The sequence below is a fragment of the Microbacterium zouquanmingi genome (genome assembly GCF_052266695.1).
In the GTDB taxonomy this organism is placed as follows: Bacteria; Actinomycetota; Actinomycetes; order Actinomycetales; family Microbacteriaceae; genus Microbacterium.
Genome location: NZ_JBQPQZ010000003.1, coordinates 338,357 through 354,708, shown reverse-complemented (window position 1 = coordinate 354,708; position 16,352 = coordinate 338,357). Strand labels below are relative to the sequence as shown.

12 protein-coding genes, 1 tRNA gene and 1 pseudogene are annotated in these 16,352 nt (G+C 66.4%); 5 read left to right on the top strand and 9 right to left on the bottom strand.

Annotation, left to right across the window (positions count from 1 at the left end; all coding sequences use genetic code 11):
• Position 1: 1 nt before the first annotated feature.
• Genes ACTU6U_RS08670 through ACTU6U_RS08660 form a run of 3 tightly spaced genes read right to left on the bottom strand, consistent with a single transcriptional unit; the run spans position 2 to position 3,520 of the window.
• The gene (locus ACTU6U_RS08670; RefSeq protein WP_443468722.1) at positions 2-850 is read right to left on the bottom strand and encodes an ABC transporter permease; all 849 of its coding nucleotides are present in this window, start codon (positions 848-850) and stop codon (positions 2-4) included.
• Entirely contained in the window at positions 847-1,896 is a 1,050-nt protein-coding gene (locus ACTU6U_RS08665; protein ID WP_443468721.1) for an ABC transporter permease, read from the bottom strand. The genes ACTU6U_RS08670 and ACTU6U_RS08665 overlap by 4 nt, the downstream gene beginning before the upstream one ends.
• Positions 1,874-3,520, bottom strand: a complete 1,647-nt coding sequence (locus ACTU6U_RS08660; RefSeq protein ID WP_443468720.1) for an ABC transporter substrate-binding protein — start codon at positions 3,518-3,520, stop codon at positions 1,874-1,876. Before ACTU6U_RS08660 ends, ACTU6U_RS08665 begins: the two co-directional genes overlap by 23 nt.
• Before the next feature lie 225 nt (positions 3,521-3,745).
• Between ACTU6U_RS08660 and ACTU6U_RS08655 the strand changes: the two genes are divergently transcribed.
• Together ACTU6U_RS08655 and ACTU6U_RS08650 are read left to right on the top strand one after the other, a co-directional pair.
• Positions 3,746-5,155: an NtaA/DmoA family FMN-dependent monooxygenase gene (locus ACTU6U_RS08655; RefSeq protein ID WP_443468719.1), complete on the top strand. Its 1,410-nt coding sequence runs from the start codon at positions 3,746-3,748 to the stop codon at positions 5,153-5,155.
• A gap of 103 nt (positions 5,156-5,258) precedes the next feature.
• On the top strand, positions 5,259-6,590 hold the full coding sequence (locus ACTU6U_RS08650; RefSeq protein WP_443468718.1) for an FG-GAP-like repeat-containing protein: 1,332 nt from the start codon (positions 5,259-5,261) through the stop codon (positions 6,588-6,590).
• Positions 6,591-6,644: 54 nt separating this feature from the next.
• On the opposite strand, the gene ACTU6U_RS08645 is transcribed toward ACTU6U_RS08650, so the two are convergent.
• Positions 6,645-7,073 (bottom strand): DUF1622 domain-containing protein, encoded by a 429-nt coding sequence (locus tag ACTU6U_RS08645; protein WP_443468717.1) that lies wholly within the window; start codon positions 7,071-7,073, stop codon positions 6,645-6,647.
• A gap of 181 nt (positions 7,074-7,254) precedes the next feature.
• Between ACTU6U_RS08645 and ACTU6U_RS08640 the strand changes: the two are divergent.
• A pseudogene (locus ACTU6U_RS08640) lies at positions 7,255-8,174 on the top strand (IS481 family transposase); the annotation flags it as partial.
• 18 nt (positions 8,175-8,192) lie between these two features.
• Complete coding sequence (locus ACTU6U_RS08635; protein ID WP_443468716.1) at positions 8,193-9,152, top strand: CPBP family glutamic-type intramembrane protease; 960 nt, start codon at positions 8,193-8,195, stop codon at positions 9,150-9,152.
• A gap of 456 nt (positions 9,153-9,608) precedes the next feature.
• Here ACTU6U_RS08635 and ACTU6U_RS08630 read toward each other — a convergent pair.
• A tRNA-Ser gene (locus ACTU6U_RS08630) sits at positions 9,609-9,698 on the bottom strand.
• Between the two features lie 118 nt (positions 9,699-9,816).
• Between ACTU6U_RS08630 and ACTU6U_RS08625 the strand changes: the two genes are divergently transcribed.
• The gene (locus ACTU6U_RS08625; RefSeq protein ID WP_443468715.1) at positions 9,817-10,590 is read left to right on the top strand and encodes a hypothetical protein; all 774 of its coding nucleotides are present in this window, start codon (positions 9,817-9,819) and stop codon (positions 10,588-10,590) included.
• A 4-nt stretch (positions 10,591-10,594) separates the two neighbouring features.
• On the opposite strand, the gene cydC is transcribed toward ACTU6U_RS08625, so the two are convergent.
• From cydC to ACTU6U_RS08605, 4 genes are read right to left on the bottom strand one after another with little or no spacing between them, the layout of a single operon-like run.
• The gene (cydC, locus tag ACTU6U_RS08620; protein WP_443468714.1) at positions 10,595-12,250 is read right to left on the bottom strand and encodes a thiol reductant ABC exporter subunit CydC; all 1,656 of its coding nucleotides are present in this window, start codon (positions 12,248-12,250) and stop codon (positions 10,595-10,597) included.
• A complete protein-coding gene (gene cydD, locus ACTU6U_RS08615) occupies positions 12,247-13,896 on the bottom strand; it encodes a thiol reductant ABC exporter subunit CydD (protein WP_443468713.1) in 1,650 nt (549 codons plus the stop codon). The genes cydC and cydD overlap by 4 nt, the downstream gene beginning before the upstream one ends.
• Positions 13,893-14,903, bottom strand: coding sequence for a cytochrome d ubiquinol oxidase subunit II (gene cydB / locus ACTU6U_RS08610; RefSeq protein ID WP_443468712.1), 1,011 nt, complete (start codon positions 14,901-14,903; stop codon positions 13,893-13,895). Before cydB ends, cydD begins: the two co-directional genes overlap by 4 nt.
• A 10-nt stretch (positions 14,904-14,913) precedes the next feature.
• Positions 14,914-16,329 (bottom strand): cytochrome ubiquinol oxidase subunit I, encoded by a 1,416-nt coding sequence (locus tag ACTU6U_RS08605; RefSeq protein WP_443468862.1) that lies wholly within the window; start codon positions 16,327-16,329, stop codon positions 14,914-14,916.
• Positions 16,330-16,352 lie beyond the last annotated feature (23 nt).

The following is a 16,352-nucleotide window of genomic DNA, read 5'->3' as shown; positions in this document are numbered from 1 at the left end:
GTCATTCGCCCCTTTCGAAGCTGTTCTGGATGTGTTTTCCGAGCGACGTCGCCGTCAGCGCCAGAACGAGGATCACAAGTCCCGGCACGAAGGTCAGCCACGGGGCCTGCAGGATGTAGGCGCGTCCCGCATCGAGCAGGGCACCCCACTCCGATGACGGCGGCGCCACGCCGAGCCCGAGGAATGCGAGCCCCGACGCCCAGACGATCGACTGCCCGATCGCCATCGTGAACACCGCCACGAGCGGGCGGATCGCGTTGGGGAGCACGTGCTGGGTGAGGATACGGCCGCGACTGTGCCCGAGGGCCCGTGCTGCTTCGACGTACCCGGCGTTCTTGGCCGCGAGGATCTGCCCGCGGACCATCCGCGCGTATCCCGGTGCGGTGCTCACACCGACGGCGATGACCTGAGTCCACGCAGATGCGCCGAGGACCGACACGAGCAGCAGCGCCAGCAGCAGGATCGGGAACGCGAAGACCACCTCGATGCCGCGGCTTACGATCGCCGAGGTGAACCTGTCGCCCAGTGCCGCCAGCGACCCGAGGATGAGCGCTGCGACCAGGGCGATGCCTGCCGCGCCGATACCGATCATCAGCGACTCCCTGGTGCCGTAGATCACCCGGCTGTACAGGTCGCGGCCGGACTCATCCGTGCCGAACCAGTGGGCGAGTGAGGGTGGGCGCAGTGCATCGGCGAAGCTCTGAGCGGTGGGGTCTGCGGTCGCCAGCAGCGCCGGGGCGATGGCGGCGACCGCGAACAGCGCGGTCAGCACGATCGCGACGGCGAGGCCGGGATCGATGCGGCGCCTTCTGGATGATGCGGCGATGGGCTTCGATGCGGTGATGGTCATGACCGCTCCAATCTCGGGTCGATCAGCGCGTAGACGATGTCGACGAGCAGATTGGCGACGACGTACGCGAGTGCGACGAGGATCACGACGCCGGTGACGACGGGAAGATCCTGCGCACCGACGGCCGCGACGAGCGTCTTGCCGATTCCCGGCCGCGAATAGATCTGCTCGACGATCACGGCGCCCGAGATCGTCGCGCCGATCGCCCAGCCGGTGAGGGTGACAGCCGGTAGCGAGGCGTGGCGCAGCACGTGCCGGAGCCGGATCTGCAGGTCACCCATGCCGCGCATCCGCGCGCTGAGCACGAACGGCTGGTCGAGCGCTCGCTCGTATTCGGCGCGCACGGACTGGCCCATGAAGCCGGCCAGTGGGATGGCCAGGGTCAGCGCAGGAAGCACGATGCCGGCGATGCCGGTGCCGCCCATGACGGGGAACCAGCGCAGGTTCAGGGCGAACACGAGCAGCAGCAGGATGCCGAGCCAGTACGGCGGCAAGGCCGCAGCGACCGTATCGACGACCGCGCCGACCGCACCGATCCGCCTGCTGCGGCCGGCGGTGAGTGTGACCCACACGATCATGATCACCCAGGCCAGCGCGATGGCGACCAGAGTGAGCACGAACGTGGACCCGAGCTGCTCTCCGATCAGATCCCAGACCGGCCGGAACTGCTGGTACGACGTGCCGAGGTCGCCGCGCACGAGTCCGGTGAGGTAGTGCAGGTACTGCACGAGCACCGGATCATGCAGACCGTACGCCTCGATGACCGGGGCCAGCTCTGAAGGAGTGCGCTCCTGCGCCTGACCGGTGCGGATGTTGAGGATCGCTGTCGCCCGGTCGCCCGGGAGTGCCACCTGTGCGAGGAAGGCGGCTGTGGCCGCACCCCAGAGCACCACGACGGCACCGATGAGGCGCGAGACGATCCGCCGGGCCTGCTGCGATCGCCTGCGGGCGTTCGTCGCCGCATCCTGGACAGGTCTCTCGGATGCTGCGCTGTGCGAGGCAGCATCCGCATTTTCGAGCACGTCACTCGACGAAGTACGAGTCATAGAACGTCGGTCCTCCCTGTGCGTTCTCCTGCCAGACGTCGCGCAGGTGAGGGTTGATGCCGAGCGTGCTCAGCCGGTCGTAGAGCCCGAACGCGGTCGCGTGCTCGGCGATGTATTCCTGCGCCTGCTGGTAGAGCGCGTTCTGTGCGTCGACGTCAGCGGTCGAGTTCGCCTCGAGGATGATCGCCCCAAGGTCCGCATCGTCGTAGAAGGCACTGTTCGAGAAGTTCGGCTTCTCCTCGGTGCTCGGACGCCACGTGATGTAGAGGATGCCGGCGTTCACCGACGTCCAGTACCCGGCCGAGATGTCGTAGGTGTCGGAACCGGCGTACTTGCCCGCCCAGGTCTCGGACGGCGGCACCGGGATGAGCTTCACCTTGAAGCCGGTGGCCTTCGCCTGCTCTTGCACGGCCTGGAAGATCGCGGCACCGTCGGCGTTGATGATCGTGCCGGCGTTGTAGGGGAAGACGACATCGAGGGTCTTGCCGTCCTTGACGCGGTATCCATCGCCGTCGCGGTCGGTCCAGCCTGCCGCGTCCAGGAGGCTGTTCGCCTCATCGACGTCGTAGCCGTAGAGGTCGGCTGCGGCCTGGCTGTAGCCGGGGGTCGCTTGGCTCACCGACCCGTTGCCGTCGTAGGGGATCACTCCGTGACCGATCGTCTCGACGATCGTCTCGCGGTCGAGGCTGTAGATGAACGCCTTGCGGACCGGCTCATCGTCGAAGGGAGCACGGGTCGTGTTGAACGAGAGCTGCTGCGGCCGGCCGGGGGTGACGTACTTCTGCAGCTCCCACTGCTCGCTCTCAAGGCCCGCCCATTCCAAGGCTGGGATGTCGTAGATGGCGTCGGCCTCACCAGAGCGCAGCGCGGAGACGCGCGTGACACCGTCGGCGACGAAGCGCCAGTCGATCTTGTCGAGGTAGGCGGCACCGGCGTGCTTCGCATTCGCCGGGGGCGAGGTGTAGTCGTCGTTGCGAGCGAGCATCACGTTCTCGCCGCGGTTCCATTCCTCGACGACGAAGGCCCCGGAGCCGATCGGCTGCTCGCAGTTCTCCTCAGGGATGCGGGTCTCGAGCGCCTGCTGCGATTGGATGCCGAAGTACGACTGCGAGAGGTTCTCGAGCAACCGCGGGTAAGGGGTTATGAGGTGGATCGCCACGGTCAGGTCATCGAGAGCCTCGGCCGACGCGTAGTAGCCGTCCAGCCAGACGCTCGCGGTGCTGTTGCCGCCCGCGATCCAGTAGTCGAAGTTGTATGCGACGGCCGCCGCGTCGACGGGACTCCCATCGGTGAAGCTCACGCCGTCTTTGAGGGTCAGCGTGTAGGTGAGTCCGTCGTCAGAGACGTCCCAGCTCTCGGCGAGCCAGGGAACGACGCTGCCGTCGTCATCGAGCGAGACGAGGTTGTCGAGGAACTGGTACGAGATGTAGGCCTGTTCGATCCAGCCGCCGTAGAGGCACTGCGGCTCCTGCTGGTGGGCGTAGACGAGGGTGCCGCCGTCGACGCGCTCGGCGTCGGACGCCGGCACGACCGCGTCGGACGTACCGCAGGCGGTCATCGCGATCATCGCCGCCACGAGCGTGACGGACACGGTCGCTGACCTGCGGAAGCGGTGAGTGATCATTGTGAGGGTGCCTTTCCTGGGGCGTCGTCGTCGAATCTGGTGCATCGTGGACACGAGCATGACGAGGTCTTCGAGCGATGAAACCTGCCCACGTCACGTGACGCCGCAGAACGTCATGGTTCGTCATGTTGCGCTGTGTGTCGCAGCGCACGCGAGAGGTCGCTCGGTGCACGCAGGATGAACGACGTCGACTCGCAGCCGGTGGGTCCGGAAGGAGCATCCGTCATGTCGGAGCCGAAGCGTCTCATCCTCAACCTGTTCGAGATGAACTGCGTGAGCCACATCACGCACGGTCTGTGGCGCCTCCCTGGCAACAGCCGCACGCGGTTCAACGACATCGAGTACTGGACCGAGCTCGCGCAGCTTCTCGAGTCCGGCGGCTTCGACACGGTCTTCCTCGCCGATGTCATCGGTGCGTACGACGTCTTCCGCGGCGGACCGGAGACGGCGATCAGCGAGGGACTGCAGATCCCCAGCAACGACCCGATGCTGGTCGTGCCTGCCATGGCTGCGGTGACGAAGAACCTCGGCTTCGGCATCACGTTCTCCACGACCTATGAGCCGCCGTTCGCGTTCGCGCGGCGCATGTCGACGCTCGATCACCTCACGAAGGGCCGGGTCGGGTGGAACATCGTCACCTCGTATCTTCCGAACGCCGCGCGCAACTTCGGGCTGACCGGCGAGGTCGACCATGACACCCGCTACGAGATCGCTGACGAGTACCTCGATGTGCTTTACAAGCTGTGGGAGGGGTCGTGGGATGACGACGCCGTGATCGAGGACCGCGAGAACAATGTTTACGCCGACCCTTCGAAGGTGCGCTCCATCGGCCACGAGGGCCCGCGGTTCTCGGTGGCGGGCCCGCATCTGTCATCGCCGTCGACGCAGCGGACGCCGTTCCTCATCCAGGCCACGCAGTCCTCTCGCGGGATCGAGTTCGCCGGCCGTCACGCGGAGCTCATCTTCACCGGCGGATCGTCATTCGAGGGCGTGAGCAGCACGATCGCGCGCATCAGAGATGAGCTGGAGCGCCAGGGACGCCCGCGGGATGCCATCAAGTTCGTCGTCGGCGCGACGGTCATCGTGGCATCCACTCGGGCCGAGGCGCAGGCGAAGCTGCGGGAGTACGACGAGTACGCCAGCATCGACGGGGTGCTCGCGCATGCGAGCCTGCCGTTTGACCCGACCGCGCACGACGGCGACATCACGCTCGGCGAGGCGCTGCGGCGCGAAGGACGCGGTGATGATGTGCAGGCGGCGTTCCTGCCGCAGGATCTGACCATCTCAGAGTTCTTGAAGACGATGTCAGGGTTCCACCGGAAGCCCTTCATGGCGGTCGGATCAGCGACGGATGTTGCCGATGAGATCGAGAGCTGGCTCGACGAACACGACATCGACGGGATCAATCTCGTCCAGTACCACAGCTATGACACGGCGAAGGATTTCATCGAGTACGCCGTCCCTGAACTGCGTCGACGCGGGCGTCTGCGCGAGGCGTACACCCCTGGCGAGACGCTGCGCGAGCGTGTGCACGGAGCTGGTCCTCGAGTGGCTGACTCGCACCCGGCGGCGCAGTTCCGTGGGGGACGCAACCTCAGCGAGGCGGATGACCTCACCGCTGTCGTGGGGAGCTGATCGACGCGCGATGTGAGCAGATGCCGACGGCGTGCTCGCGCTGATACGGTGACCTCGATAGCGCTCGCATCCGAGGGTGCGACGCAGGTGGAGGGCACTCGAGATGAGACGGACGTCCCGTTGGCGCTTCTCAGGCATCGCGATCGCCGCGACAGCGGCCGTCCTGGTCGGAATGATCGCGACCGCACTGTCGCCGCCTGCTCCCGCGGCGGCGGCGACCGATGGGCAGATGATCTATCCCGCATCCGGCACGATTCAGTCGAGAGTCGGAGATGGATGCCGCTCGAACTATCGTGCGCATGACGGCATTGACATCTCGGGTCAAGGCGGGACGCCCATCCTCGCCGCCTACGACGGCGTCGTGAAGACACGCACGTACAGCAGTGGGTACGGCTACTACGTCGACATCGAGCACACCGGCGGGTACGCGACGAGATACGCCCACATGGTGGCGCAGGGAGTCGTCGCCCCCGGTACGCACGTCGTGCGCGGTCAGCAGATCGGTGTCGTCGGCAGCACCGGCAACTCGACGGGCGCCCACCTGCACTTCGAGGTGTGGCGGAACGGCTCGGTGTACTCCGCGATCAACGATGGCTTCGTGTGCCTGTCGACGGTGTCGCGCGGGAACACGCTCCCTCTGATCTTCCCCGGCCTTCGAACGGCTCCGACCGCACCCCTCTCGCCCGTGTCGTCGGCTGACTACAACGGTGATGGCAAGGCCGATCTGCTCGGAATCAGTGCCGACAGCGATCTGCAGTTCCTCGCGGGCAATGGCGGAGGAGCGCTCCAGTCCCCGTCGATCATCACCAGCGGATGGGGCGTGTACCGCCATCTGGTTCACACCGATCTGAACGCCGACGGTAGAGGCGACATCCTCGCGGTGCGGGGCGACGGGCTGCTTGAGTACTACGGCGGAGGATCAAGCGGCGGGTTCGGCCGATACGACCGGCTCGAGTTCGGGTGGTCCGACATGGTGCACGTCGTATCGGGTGCAGACTTCTCCGGCGACGGGTTGCAGGATGTGCTCGCGACGTCTTCGGCGGGCGAACTCACCATCTATAACGGCAACGGGGCCGGTGCACTGTCCGGCGCGCGCACAAAAGCCGGCAGCGGGTGGGGCGTCATGAAGTTCCTGGCCGGGGGCGACTTCAACGGTGATGGAATCGGCGACATCATGGCCGTGGCTCACGATGGCACGCTCTACTTCTATCGCGGTGTCGGCAACGCCTTCACCACGGCGACTGCGGTCGGCAGCGGCTGGGCTCCATTCACCGCCTTCACCGGAGGCGTCGACTACAACGGCGATGGCCGCGTGGACATCATCGGTCGCGATGCCTCAGGCACTCTTTACCTGTACCCAGGAGACGGAACGGGCCGCTTCGGCGCCAGGAGCCTCATCGGCTCGGGGTGGGGCGGGTACCTGCAGCTGGAGTGATGCGCCCTGCCGATTGTCGGCGCAAGGTACCGGGAGACCGCTCAGATCACATCGTCACTCGCGCGACGATTCGGCGCTGCGCGCGCCGCGCGCATCACGGTTGATCTGATTGGCGACGACCTGGGCCCCGCTGGTTAGCAACGCGCGACGCCACGGGGCAACGCCGTCGATCTCGACCTGGATCGAGAAGGACAGCACGGTGCGGATGAGCACGATGACACCGAGGATCACGGCGTCCTCGAGAGAGGGCTTCGAGGTGATGGTGCGAATCAGATCTGCAGCCACGAGCAGTTCGAGGCCGAGCAGGAGCGCTCCGCCCAGCGTGGTCCGCAACGCGGAGAAGGCTGCGGCCCCGCCCTCCTGGCGAGCGACCGAACGGATGCCGACAGCGACCGAGACGAGGAATCCGATGACGATCGCTGCGGCGCCGAGCGCCTCGAAACCCACAGCCGCAACGGTGAAGACACGCTCAAGATGATCCACGGCCCCAGTGTATTGGTCGAGCAGGGGCTCGACGGCGGCACGGTCGAACTCTGATCGTGGAGCACGCGAATCATCGCTTCGCAATGACGAAGGTCGCTGCCGAAGGGTGGAAACGGAAAAACCCATGCGCTCCTCGGTGCTTACGGCAACGAGAATCCGGTAGATGTCATGTGCTGCGTAACGCTTCCAGGTCGCGCGCGGCACCGTCTCGAAATGGGTGACCCGCTACCGGGCCGAGGGCGAGGCAGGTCTTCAGGACTGCTCCTCGCGGCCGCTGCGCTCACCGAATCGGACGCCGCCGCGCACGGAGCGTCGGGCCGTCGCGTTGCGGGTCACCAGACGGTGGGGCCGCACCGGATCGCCCACCACCTGGGACTGCCCCAGTCGACGGTGTCGAAGATCCTCACCCGCTACCGGGTGCCGCTGCGGGGACACATCGATCTGAACACCGGGGTGCGAGTGCGCAAGCAGAAACCGGTGCGCTATGAACACGAGCACCCCGGCGATCTGGTCCACATCGATGTGAAGAAGCTCGGTCGTATCCCTGATGGCTGTGGGCACCGAACTCTGGGCCGCTCAGCCGGCAAAAGGAGGAGCCGGGCCGGTGTCGGATACTCGTTCCTGTACTCCGCGATCGACGACCACTCGAGGGTGGTCTACTCCGAGATCCTCGACGATGAGAAGAAAGACACCGCCGCCGGGTTCTGGACCCGCGCGAACGCGTTCTACGCCGGTCTGGGAATCACCGCGCTCCGCGTCCTCGCCGACAACGGCGCCTGCTACCGCTCACACGTGTTCAACAACACGCTCGGCGAGGGCGTGAAGCACAAGTTCACCCGCCCCAACCGGCCGCAGACGAACGGGAAGATCGAACGCTTCCACCGCACCCTCGCGTTCGAATGGGCCTACGCCCGCCACTACGAATCCGACGCCGCCCGAGCCTCCACCTACCAGGCCTGGATTCACAGATACAATCACCGCTGACCCCATACCGCTCTCGGAGGCCGCTCACCCATCGACCGCGTCCACAACACAATGGGAAAAACAACTAGCGTGGGGTTGCATAGCGGGCACGACCCCGCACCCCGCTCGTCGAACTGACACCCAGGAGAGTAGCCGATGTCCGTACGCACCACGCCGTTTGTTCAGGACGCCACCACGGGGAAGCGGGTGACGCACGGCTGGCTCGCGTACATCCTTGTGTTCGTGGTGGGGATCCTCGCCGTGCAGGCGGGCGTCGGCGCCGTCTTCGCGAGTGTGTGGGCGGTGACTCCGGGAACCCCGGCAGCGCAACTGCAAGAGGCGATCACGTTCGCTGCCGCGCTAGTGTTCATCCTGCTCTGGGTGGTGCTGTTCGAGCGTCGTTCGGTCGCGAGCATGGGCTTTCGCCGACCCGGCCACGGTGTCGTCACGATGCTGCTGGGCATCCTCATAGGCATTGCATTGATCTCGATCCCGACCCTGCTGCTCCTTCTCACTGGCGCGTACAAGGTCGTGGAGGCGCCTGCGGGCGCCAGTGCCGGCGCCGCGGCGGTGCCGCTCCTGCTGCTTCTGCTGGTATTCGTCCTCATCCAGGGAGGGACGGAAGAGGTCCTCACCAGAGGGTTCCTGCTGCAGAATCAAGGGCTTAAGTTGCCCGGTTGGCTGGCCATTCTCCTGCCCGCCGTGATCTTCACGGTCATCCATGGTGTCGCCCTCAAGCCGCTCGCGTTCGCCAGCATCCTGTTCTACGCACTGCTCGCATCCTTCCTCGTGCTCCGTCTCGGTTCGCTCTGGCTGGTGATCGGCCTGCACGCCGGCTGGAACTTCGCCATGGGCAACATCTACGGCATCGCCGTGAGCGGTCTGCCAGCAAGGTCCACGTCGCTGCTTTTCCTTGAGCCGACCGCCGGCGCCCCGGATTGGATCACGGGCGGCGAGTTCGGCACCGAGGGAAGCCTCGCGGCCGACATCACCCTCTTCATCGCCGCGCTGATCGCATTCCTCGTGTTCCGCTCCTGGGACAAGAAGCGCACACACGACACACCGATCGCGGCGCCGACGACACATTCGGCACCGGCCACGGCACCGCAGGGCTGAGCGGACGTTCTAGTGAACCTGAGGGACCGGATGGTTGCGTATGACCCGCCCGACCGTCGGCGCGCTGGGGGTGCGCCAAACGCTCCATGCTCGCCACGTCCGAGCTGTGGATCGGAGTGCGATGTCCTACCGACCGATCGGGTCCGCCGCTGTAGGGATCGTGTCGACGATCATCACCGAACTTCCGAACTTCCGAAGTTCGGATGTTCGAACGCAAGATTGTGTGGGCAAGCGGTGGGCACGACCGCTCTCGACACAGATCCGATGTCCGTCCCGATCATTCTCGAGCCGTCCGAGTCTGCCTCGTTCACGGTCAACCCGATCACCCAGAAGAGACGGCCGGTGTCAGAAAACGCCTGACCACAGCCGTGCCCACATCTGAGATGGACTGAGACGAATGCAAAAGGAATGAGCCGGATCGAAACCGCCTGAAGAGGAAGTCGATCCGGCCCAAGATGGCGGTGACGGTGGGATTTGAACCCACGGTAGGGGTAAACCTACACAACATTTCGAGTGTTGCACCTTCGGCCGCTCGGACACGTCACCGCGGGAAAGTTTACGCGACACCGGCCTCTCGCGCGAATCGACAGAGCCACGATTATCTCCGGCCCCGCCACCGACCCCGAACACGGATGCTGGTTAGGATGACCTCACGGAGGTAGTCATGAGCTTCATCACGTCGACCGCGCTCGAGGAGACCGGTTTTGTCGTCCTTCCACCGCATCCGGCGCCGATCGATCCGGCCGAGTGGCAGGACCTCGAATACGTCGGCTGGCGCTCCTCCGGCATCACCCGATACGCACCCCTTGCCAGCTACGCAGGCGACATCGACTGCAACGGATTCTGGAACCACACTCCCCCTCGCACCGACAAGGACGGCGTCTGGATCCCCTCGCAGGTCGAGAAGGCCCCGACCTTGGCTCGCCTCGCTCAGGAGCCCGGTGCGAACGTCGGCCGCTGCCGGGTCGTCGAGTTGCAGCCCAACAGCTACGCCGATGCGATCTACAACCTGCATCAGGACGACAACAACCGCCTCAACGAAGCCGGAACCGGCTGGGTCGTGCGCGCGCTCATCAACCTCACCGACGACCCGGACTCATTCCTCATCCTTCGGAGGGACCGGTTCGACCCGGCGACGGAACTGCGTTTCCGACTCGCAGCGGGCACGCACATCATCGTGGACACGCAGCGTTTCTGGCACGCCGCCTGGCACAACGGGTCCTCTCCGCGGTACTCGCTGATCACGTCGCTGACCTCGGGACCGGAACTCGATGCCTACATCGCCGCGAACGGCGGCGAATCTCACGCCGAGAACGTTACCCTCGACCCGGCGTTGGTCGAAGAAGCGCAGCTCGAGCTGCACCGCCGCATCGAAGAGCGCCGCCGCTCCTTCGAGGCGCAGGGCATCGTGATGGAGCCCCCGGTCGAGCTGTACTGACCGTTCAGACCGTGCGCCCGGCCTCTATCCGCACGACCCGTTCGACGGTGCCCGCAGGCGGCGCGACGTGCGAGATCAGCACCACTGATTGCTCGCCCGCAGCCCCCAACAGGTCGCGCAGCAAGGCATCGGATGCTTCGGGATCAACCCCGGCCGTCGGCTCATCGAGCACGAGCACCGGGAAGCCACGCAGCAGGGCACGCGCCAGCGCGATGCGCTGCGCCTGACCGCCCGAGACGAGAGCGCCGCGGTCGCCGACGCGGGCGCCCAGACCCCCGCGCTGGCGCACCCAGTCGCCGAGTCCCACGCGTTCGAGCACGGCGATCAGTTCGTCGTCGGTCGCGGTGTCACGCGCGAACAGCAGATTCTGCCGGATGTCTTCGTCGAAGAGCTGCGGATGCTGCTCGCACAGCCCGATCGTACGCCTGAGGGCAGGACCACTGAGAGCCGCGGCATCCACACCCCCGATCGTGAACTCGCCCTCTGCGCGGAGGAACCCGACCAGCACCGAGGCGAGCGAGCTCTTGCCCGCGCCGCTGGGCCCGGCCACGAGCACGCGCTCCCCCGGCGCGACGTCGAGCGAAACGCCGCGCAGTGCCGGCGCACCTCCGGGCCACGACGCACGAACGTCGCGCAGGTGCAGGGCCGTGCCCGCGGGAGCGTCGTCGCCGCCGGCATCCGATCTCAGTTCGTCGGGAACCGACGCGGGCAGCACGTCGACGACGCGCTGGGCGCTGGCGCTCACGCTCCGCCAGGATGCCGCGGCGACCGGAACTGCACCGAACACCTCGAACACGACCATCGGCACGAGCACGACGACCGCGAGCCACGGACCATCGATCGCCCCGGCCGCGAGCCCGGGGGATGCCGCTGCCACCGCCCACGCCGATGCGACACCGGCGAGCACCGAGACAACACCCGCGGCGAGCGCCTGCGCCAGTGACGCGCGCGTCACGGTGCGCCGGACCGCTGCGTCGGCGCGCTCGATCCGTTCGCGGGCGGCGGGCTCTGCGCCGTAGGCGAGCAGAACGTCGAGGCTGCCGAAGTAGTCGACGAGGGATGCGGAGAGCTCTGCCCGCTCGAGTGAGAGGCGAGCCTCAGCCCTGGCACCGAACACCCAGCCGAGACCGATCGCGATGACCGCGGCTGCGACGAGGCAGGCGGCGAGTGTGAGGGCGGCCGGCGGCGAGATGACCGCGATGAAGATGACCGAGCCGACCGCGATGACACCGGCGACAGCCAGCGGCTGCACGACGCGCAGCGGGAGGTTCTGCAGGTTCTCGACGTCGTCGACGAGTGCGGAAAGCACGCGTCCGCGATCGGTGCGGCCGAGCCCTGCGGGCGAGAGCGGGATGAGCCTTCGCACCATGTCGGCCCGGGTGGTCGCGAGCTGGCGCAGCGCGGCATCGTGCCCGGAGAGCCGCTCGAGGTAGCGGAACACTGCGCGCGAGACCGCGAAGAACCGCACGCCGACGACGGCGATCGACAGCGGCACGAGCGAATCGACGATGGAGGCGCTGACGATCAGCCAGCCGCTCACGGCGAGCAGCGAGACAGCAGCGGCGGCGGACAGCACGCCCCAGATGAGGCCGGGGAGGAACCTGCGTGTGGAAGGCTGTGCGAGGCGGAGAACATCGCGCACCCGGGTTGTCTCGTTCACAGCATCACCCCGGCTGCTGCGCCTGCCGAAAGGCGCACGAAGCCATCCGCGATCGCGTGCGCCGAGCAGCGATGCGAGACGAGCAGGATCGTGGCACCGGCATCCGCTCGCCCACGGAGCGTGCTCCACAGGCGCGATTCGGTGTCGGGGTCCAACGCGCTGGACGGCTCATCGAGAACGAGCACGCGGTGCGGGGCTGCAGCGTGTCGGTAGAGCGCGCGGGCGACGGCGACCCGCTGCGCCTGCCCGCCGGACAGCCCGCTGCCCTGTACGCCGAGCTCTTGCTCCGGGTCGAGGTCGTCGGCGCACGCGGCATCCAGCGCCTGACGGATCGCGGCGGCATCGGGTTCGGCGCCGAGGGAGACGTTCGCGGCGATCGTGCCGCGGATGAGCCCTGGCGACTGCCCCGCCCACGCGAGCCAGTCGAGATCGAGTGCGCGCAGGTCTGTACCGCCGAGAACAGCGGCGCCCTCGAACGGCACCGCTCCGCGGAGGGCTGCGATCAGGCTCGACTTGCCCGAGCCGCTCGGCCCCTCGATCAGAGTGATCGAGCCTGGTTTCGCGGTGAACGAGACCGGTGGGAGGTCGCGGACCCGCAGCCCGTCGACGCACAGCTCCTGAAGAACTGCCGTTTTCGGGCGGCCGGCGGCCGAGAAATCAGGGTTCTGGGAAAAAGTTCCGGAGTTGTGCGCGGCAGCGCTGGATGCCTCGTCCAGCACGGCGAAGACGTCTTCGGTGGCAGCGACCCCTTCGGATGCTGCATGGAACTGCACTCCGACTTGCCGAACGGGCAGGAACGCCTCCGGCGCGAGCAGCAGCACGAACAGTCCGACTTCGAGCGAGAGTTCACCCGCGAGCAGCCGGAATCCCACCGCTACGGCGATCAGTGCAACTGCGAGCGACGACAGCAGCTCCATCGCGAAGCCCGACAGGAACGAGAACCGCAGCACCTTCATGGTCTCGCGGCGGTACTGGTCGGCCGTCACCTCGATCTGCGATGCCGCGCGTCGCTCGCGCCCGAACAGCCGCAGCGTCGCGAGCCCCTGCACGGTGTCGGCGAACCTCGCGGCGAGGTGCTGCAGCGTCTGCCACTGCTTGCGCTGCACGGTGTGGGTGGCGACGCCGATCAGGATCATGAAGATCGGGATGAGCGGCAGCGTGATCACTGCGATCAGCCCGCTCGGCCAGTCCTGCCACCACATCATCGCGACGATCACGGGCGTCGCGATGACGGTCAGCACGAGCTGCGGCAGATACTTCGCGAAGTACTGATCCAGCGCCTCGAGACCGTGCCCTGCGGTGACGGCGAGCGAGGCCTGGTTGCGCTGCGTGAGCCACCCCGGTCCCAGCCGACCGATCGCGCTGATCAGCGCACGACGCAGCTGCGCGCCGGTTGCCGCGGCCGCGCGCATGCCGGCATAGTCGGATGCCGCGATGAGCGCACCGCGCAGCAGCGCGAGCCCCAGCATCCACACGATGGACGACAGCACCGAGCGGCCGGCGATCGCGCCGGTCACGGCATCAGTGAGGAACCAGGCGAATGCGATCACGACCGCAGTCTGGGCAACGCCGATGACCGCGGCGAGGACGAAGAATCCTCGCGCGGCGCCGGCGTACTTCAGAAGACGCGGGTCGACGGGCTTCACGCGTGAACCGGAGCTCCTTCGATCGAGGCGCGGGTGACTCGCTTGCGGAAGATCCAGTACGTCCACCCCTGGTACAGCAGAACGAGCGGCATGGCGACCAGCGCCGTCCATGTCATGATCTGCAGCGTGTACTCGGTGCTCGAGGCGTTCTGGATCGTGAGGCTGAAGGCCGGATCGATCGTCGAGGGCAGCACGTTCGGGAAGAGCGCCGCGAACAGCGTCACCACCGCGAACAGCGTCGTCAGAGCGCCGAAGGTGAATGCCCAACCCTCGCGGCCTCGCAGGTTCGCCAGGATCGACAGCACGAGCGATACGGCGGCGAGCGCCGCGAGCGCGAGCACGAGGATCGAGAAGTGCGCCGCGACCGTCCACACCAGGAAGGCAGCCGCAACCACAAGGGTCACGAGCCCCGCGCGGAATGCCAGCTTGCGGGCATCCGAGCGCAGCTGTCCGTCGGTCTTGAGCGCGACGAAGGTCACCCCGTGCGTGAAGAACAGCAGCAGGGTCGTGAACCCGCCAAGCAGCCCGTACGGGTTCAGCAGATCGAACACGGTGCCGATGTAGACATGCCGCTCATCGAGCGCGACGCCCTGGATGATGTTCGCGAAGGCGACGCCCCACAGGAACGCGGGAACAGCCGAGCCGATCACGATCATCCGGTCAAAGCCCGCCTTCCACTGCGGCGAGCGCCCCTGGTGCCGGTACTCGAACGAGACACCGCGCATGATGAGGGTCAAGAGAATCAGCAGCAGAGCGAGGTAGAAGCCGCTGAACAGCGAGGCGTACCACTCCGGGAACGAGGCGAACAGGCAGGCACCGGCGACGATCAGCCAGGTCTCGTTGAGATCCCAGACCGGCCCGATCGTGTTGATGATCTGCCGGCGCGAGACGTCGTCCTTGCCGAGGAACGGCAGGGACATCCCCACGCCGAAGTCGAAGCCGTCGAGCACGAAATAGCCGACGAAGAAGAAGGCGATGATGCCGAACCACAGGGTAGCCAGATCCATGTCACACCTCTCAGTACACGACCGACGGCAGCTGGGCCGTCTCGTCTTCGGGTTGCTCGTCTGTGTCAGGCCCCTTCTGCGCGGCCTTCACGATGAGCCGAACTTCGACGACGGCGAGAGCAGCGTAGATCACGGTGAAGGCGACCAGCGAGATAAGCACTTCGAGCCCGCTGGTGCCCGGCGAGACGCCATCGCGGGTCGACATGAGTCCGAACACGAGCCAGGGCTGACGCCCCATCTCGGTGAACACCCATCCGACGATGTTCGCGAGCAGTGCGAGCGGGAACGACCAGATGGCGATCTTCCACATCCACTTCGCGACCGGCTTCTTCGCCCCCTTGCGGGTGACCCAGAGCCCCACCAGTGCGATGAAGGCGTGCAGCATGCCGAGGCCGATCATCCAGCGGAACGCCCAGTAGGTGATCCACAGCACAGGGGCGAAGTTGTCGATGCCGAGATCGGCGTACGTCGTGGCATACTCGGCGTTCAGATCATTGATGCCGTGCACGCAGGCATCGAGCGTGTGGGTCGAGAGCAGCGAGAGCAGGTACGGCACGCGGATCGAGAACAGCTCGGAGGACCCGTCCGGGGTTCCGAGCGTGAACAGGCTGAATGAGGCATCCGCACCGCAGACGGTATTGAACGTCGCCTCGGCCGCTGCCATCTTCATCGGTTGCGCCACGTACATCGCGAGCCCGAGCTGGTCGCCCGAGAGTGCGACGCCGACGGTCGAGACGAGCATGCCCCAGAGGCCGAACTTCAGCGAGACGCGCATCGTGTCGACGTGCTGTCCGCGGTAGAGGTGCCAGGCCGACACCGAGATGATGACACCGGCGGCGAACATGAAGGCGCCGAAGATCGTGTGCGGGAAGGCCGCCACAGCGACGGGGTTGGTCAGCAGCGCCCAGAAGTCGACGAGCTCTGCACGGTTGGTGACCGGGTTGTATTCGTAGCCGACCGGGTTCTGCATGAACGCGTTGGCGGCGATGATGAAGTAGGCAGAGAGGATGCTGCCGATCGCGACGAACCAGATGCTCATCAGGTGCAGCTTTCGCGGCAGCTTGTCCCAGCCGAAGATCCAGACGCCGATGAAGGTCGCCTCGAAGAAGAAGGCGAGCAGGCCCTCGAAGGCGAGCGGTGCGCCGAAGACGTCACCGACGAAGCGCGAGTAGTCCGACCAGTTCATGCCGAACTGGAACTCCTGCACGATTCCGGTCACCACGCCCATGGCGAAGTTGATGAGGAAGATCTTCCCGAAGAACCGGGTCAGGTGCAGGTAGTGGATCTTCCCCGTGCGCACCCACGCGGTCTGGAAGAGCGCCGCAGACAGCGCCATCCCGATCGTGAGCGGAACGAACAGGTAGTGGTACACGGTCGTCAGACCGAACTGCCATCTGGCAAGCGCCAGCGGATCGAGCCACTCCATCAAGAGGACTCCCTTTCTCGAAC

Bases quoted from the DNA above. Each gene is read 5' to 3' on its own strand.
- ACTU6U_RS08635 (WP_443468716.1), top strand. From the start codon at position 8,193: ATGTCCGTACGCACCACGCCGTTTGTTCAGGACGCCACCACGGGGAAG.
- ACTU6U_RS08650 (WP_443468718.1), top strand. From the start codon at position 5,259: ATGAGACGGACGTCCCGTTGGCGCTTCTCAGGCATCGCGATCGCCGCG.
- cydB (WP_443468712.1), bottom strand. From the start codon at position 14,903: ATGGATCTGGCTACCCTGTGGTTCGGCATCATCGCCTTCTTCTTCGTC.
- ACTU6U_RS08625 (WP_443468715.1), top strand. From the start codon at position 9,817: ATGAGCTTCATCACGTCGACCGCGCTCGAGGAGACCGGTTTTGTCGTC.
- ACTU6U_RS08665 (WP_443468721.1), bottom strand. From the start codon at position 1,896: ATGACTCGTACTTCGTCGAGTGACGTGCTCGAAAATGCGGATGCTGCC.
- ACTU6U_RS08670 (WP_443468722.1), bottom strand. From the start codon at position 850: ATGACCATCACCGCATCGAAGCCCATCGCCGCATCATCCAGAAGGCGC.
- ACTU6U_RS08605 (WP_443468862.1), bottom strand. From the start codon at position 16,329: ATGGAGTGGCTCGATCCGCTGGCGCTTGCCAGATGGCAGTTCGGTCTG.
- ACTU6U_RS08655 (WP_443468719.1), top strand. From the start codon at position 3,746: ATGTCGGAGCCGAAGCGTCTCATCCTCAACCTGTTCGAGATGAACTGC.
- ACTU6U_RS08660 (WP_443468720.1), bottom strand. From the start codon at position 3,520: ATGATCACTCACCGCTTCCGCAGGTCAGCGACCGTGTCCGTCACGCTC.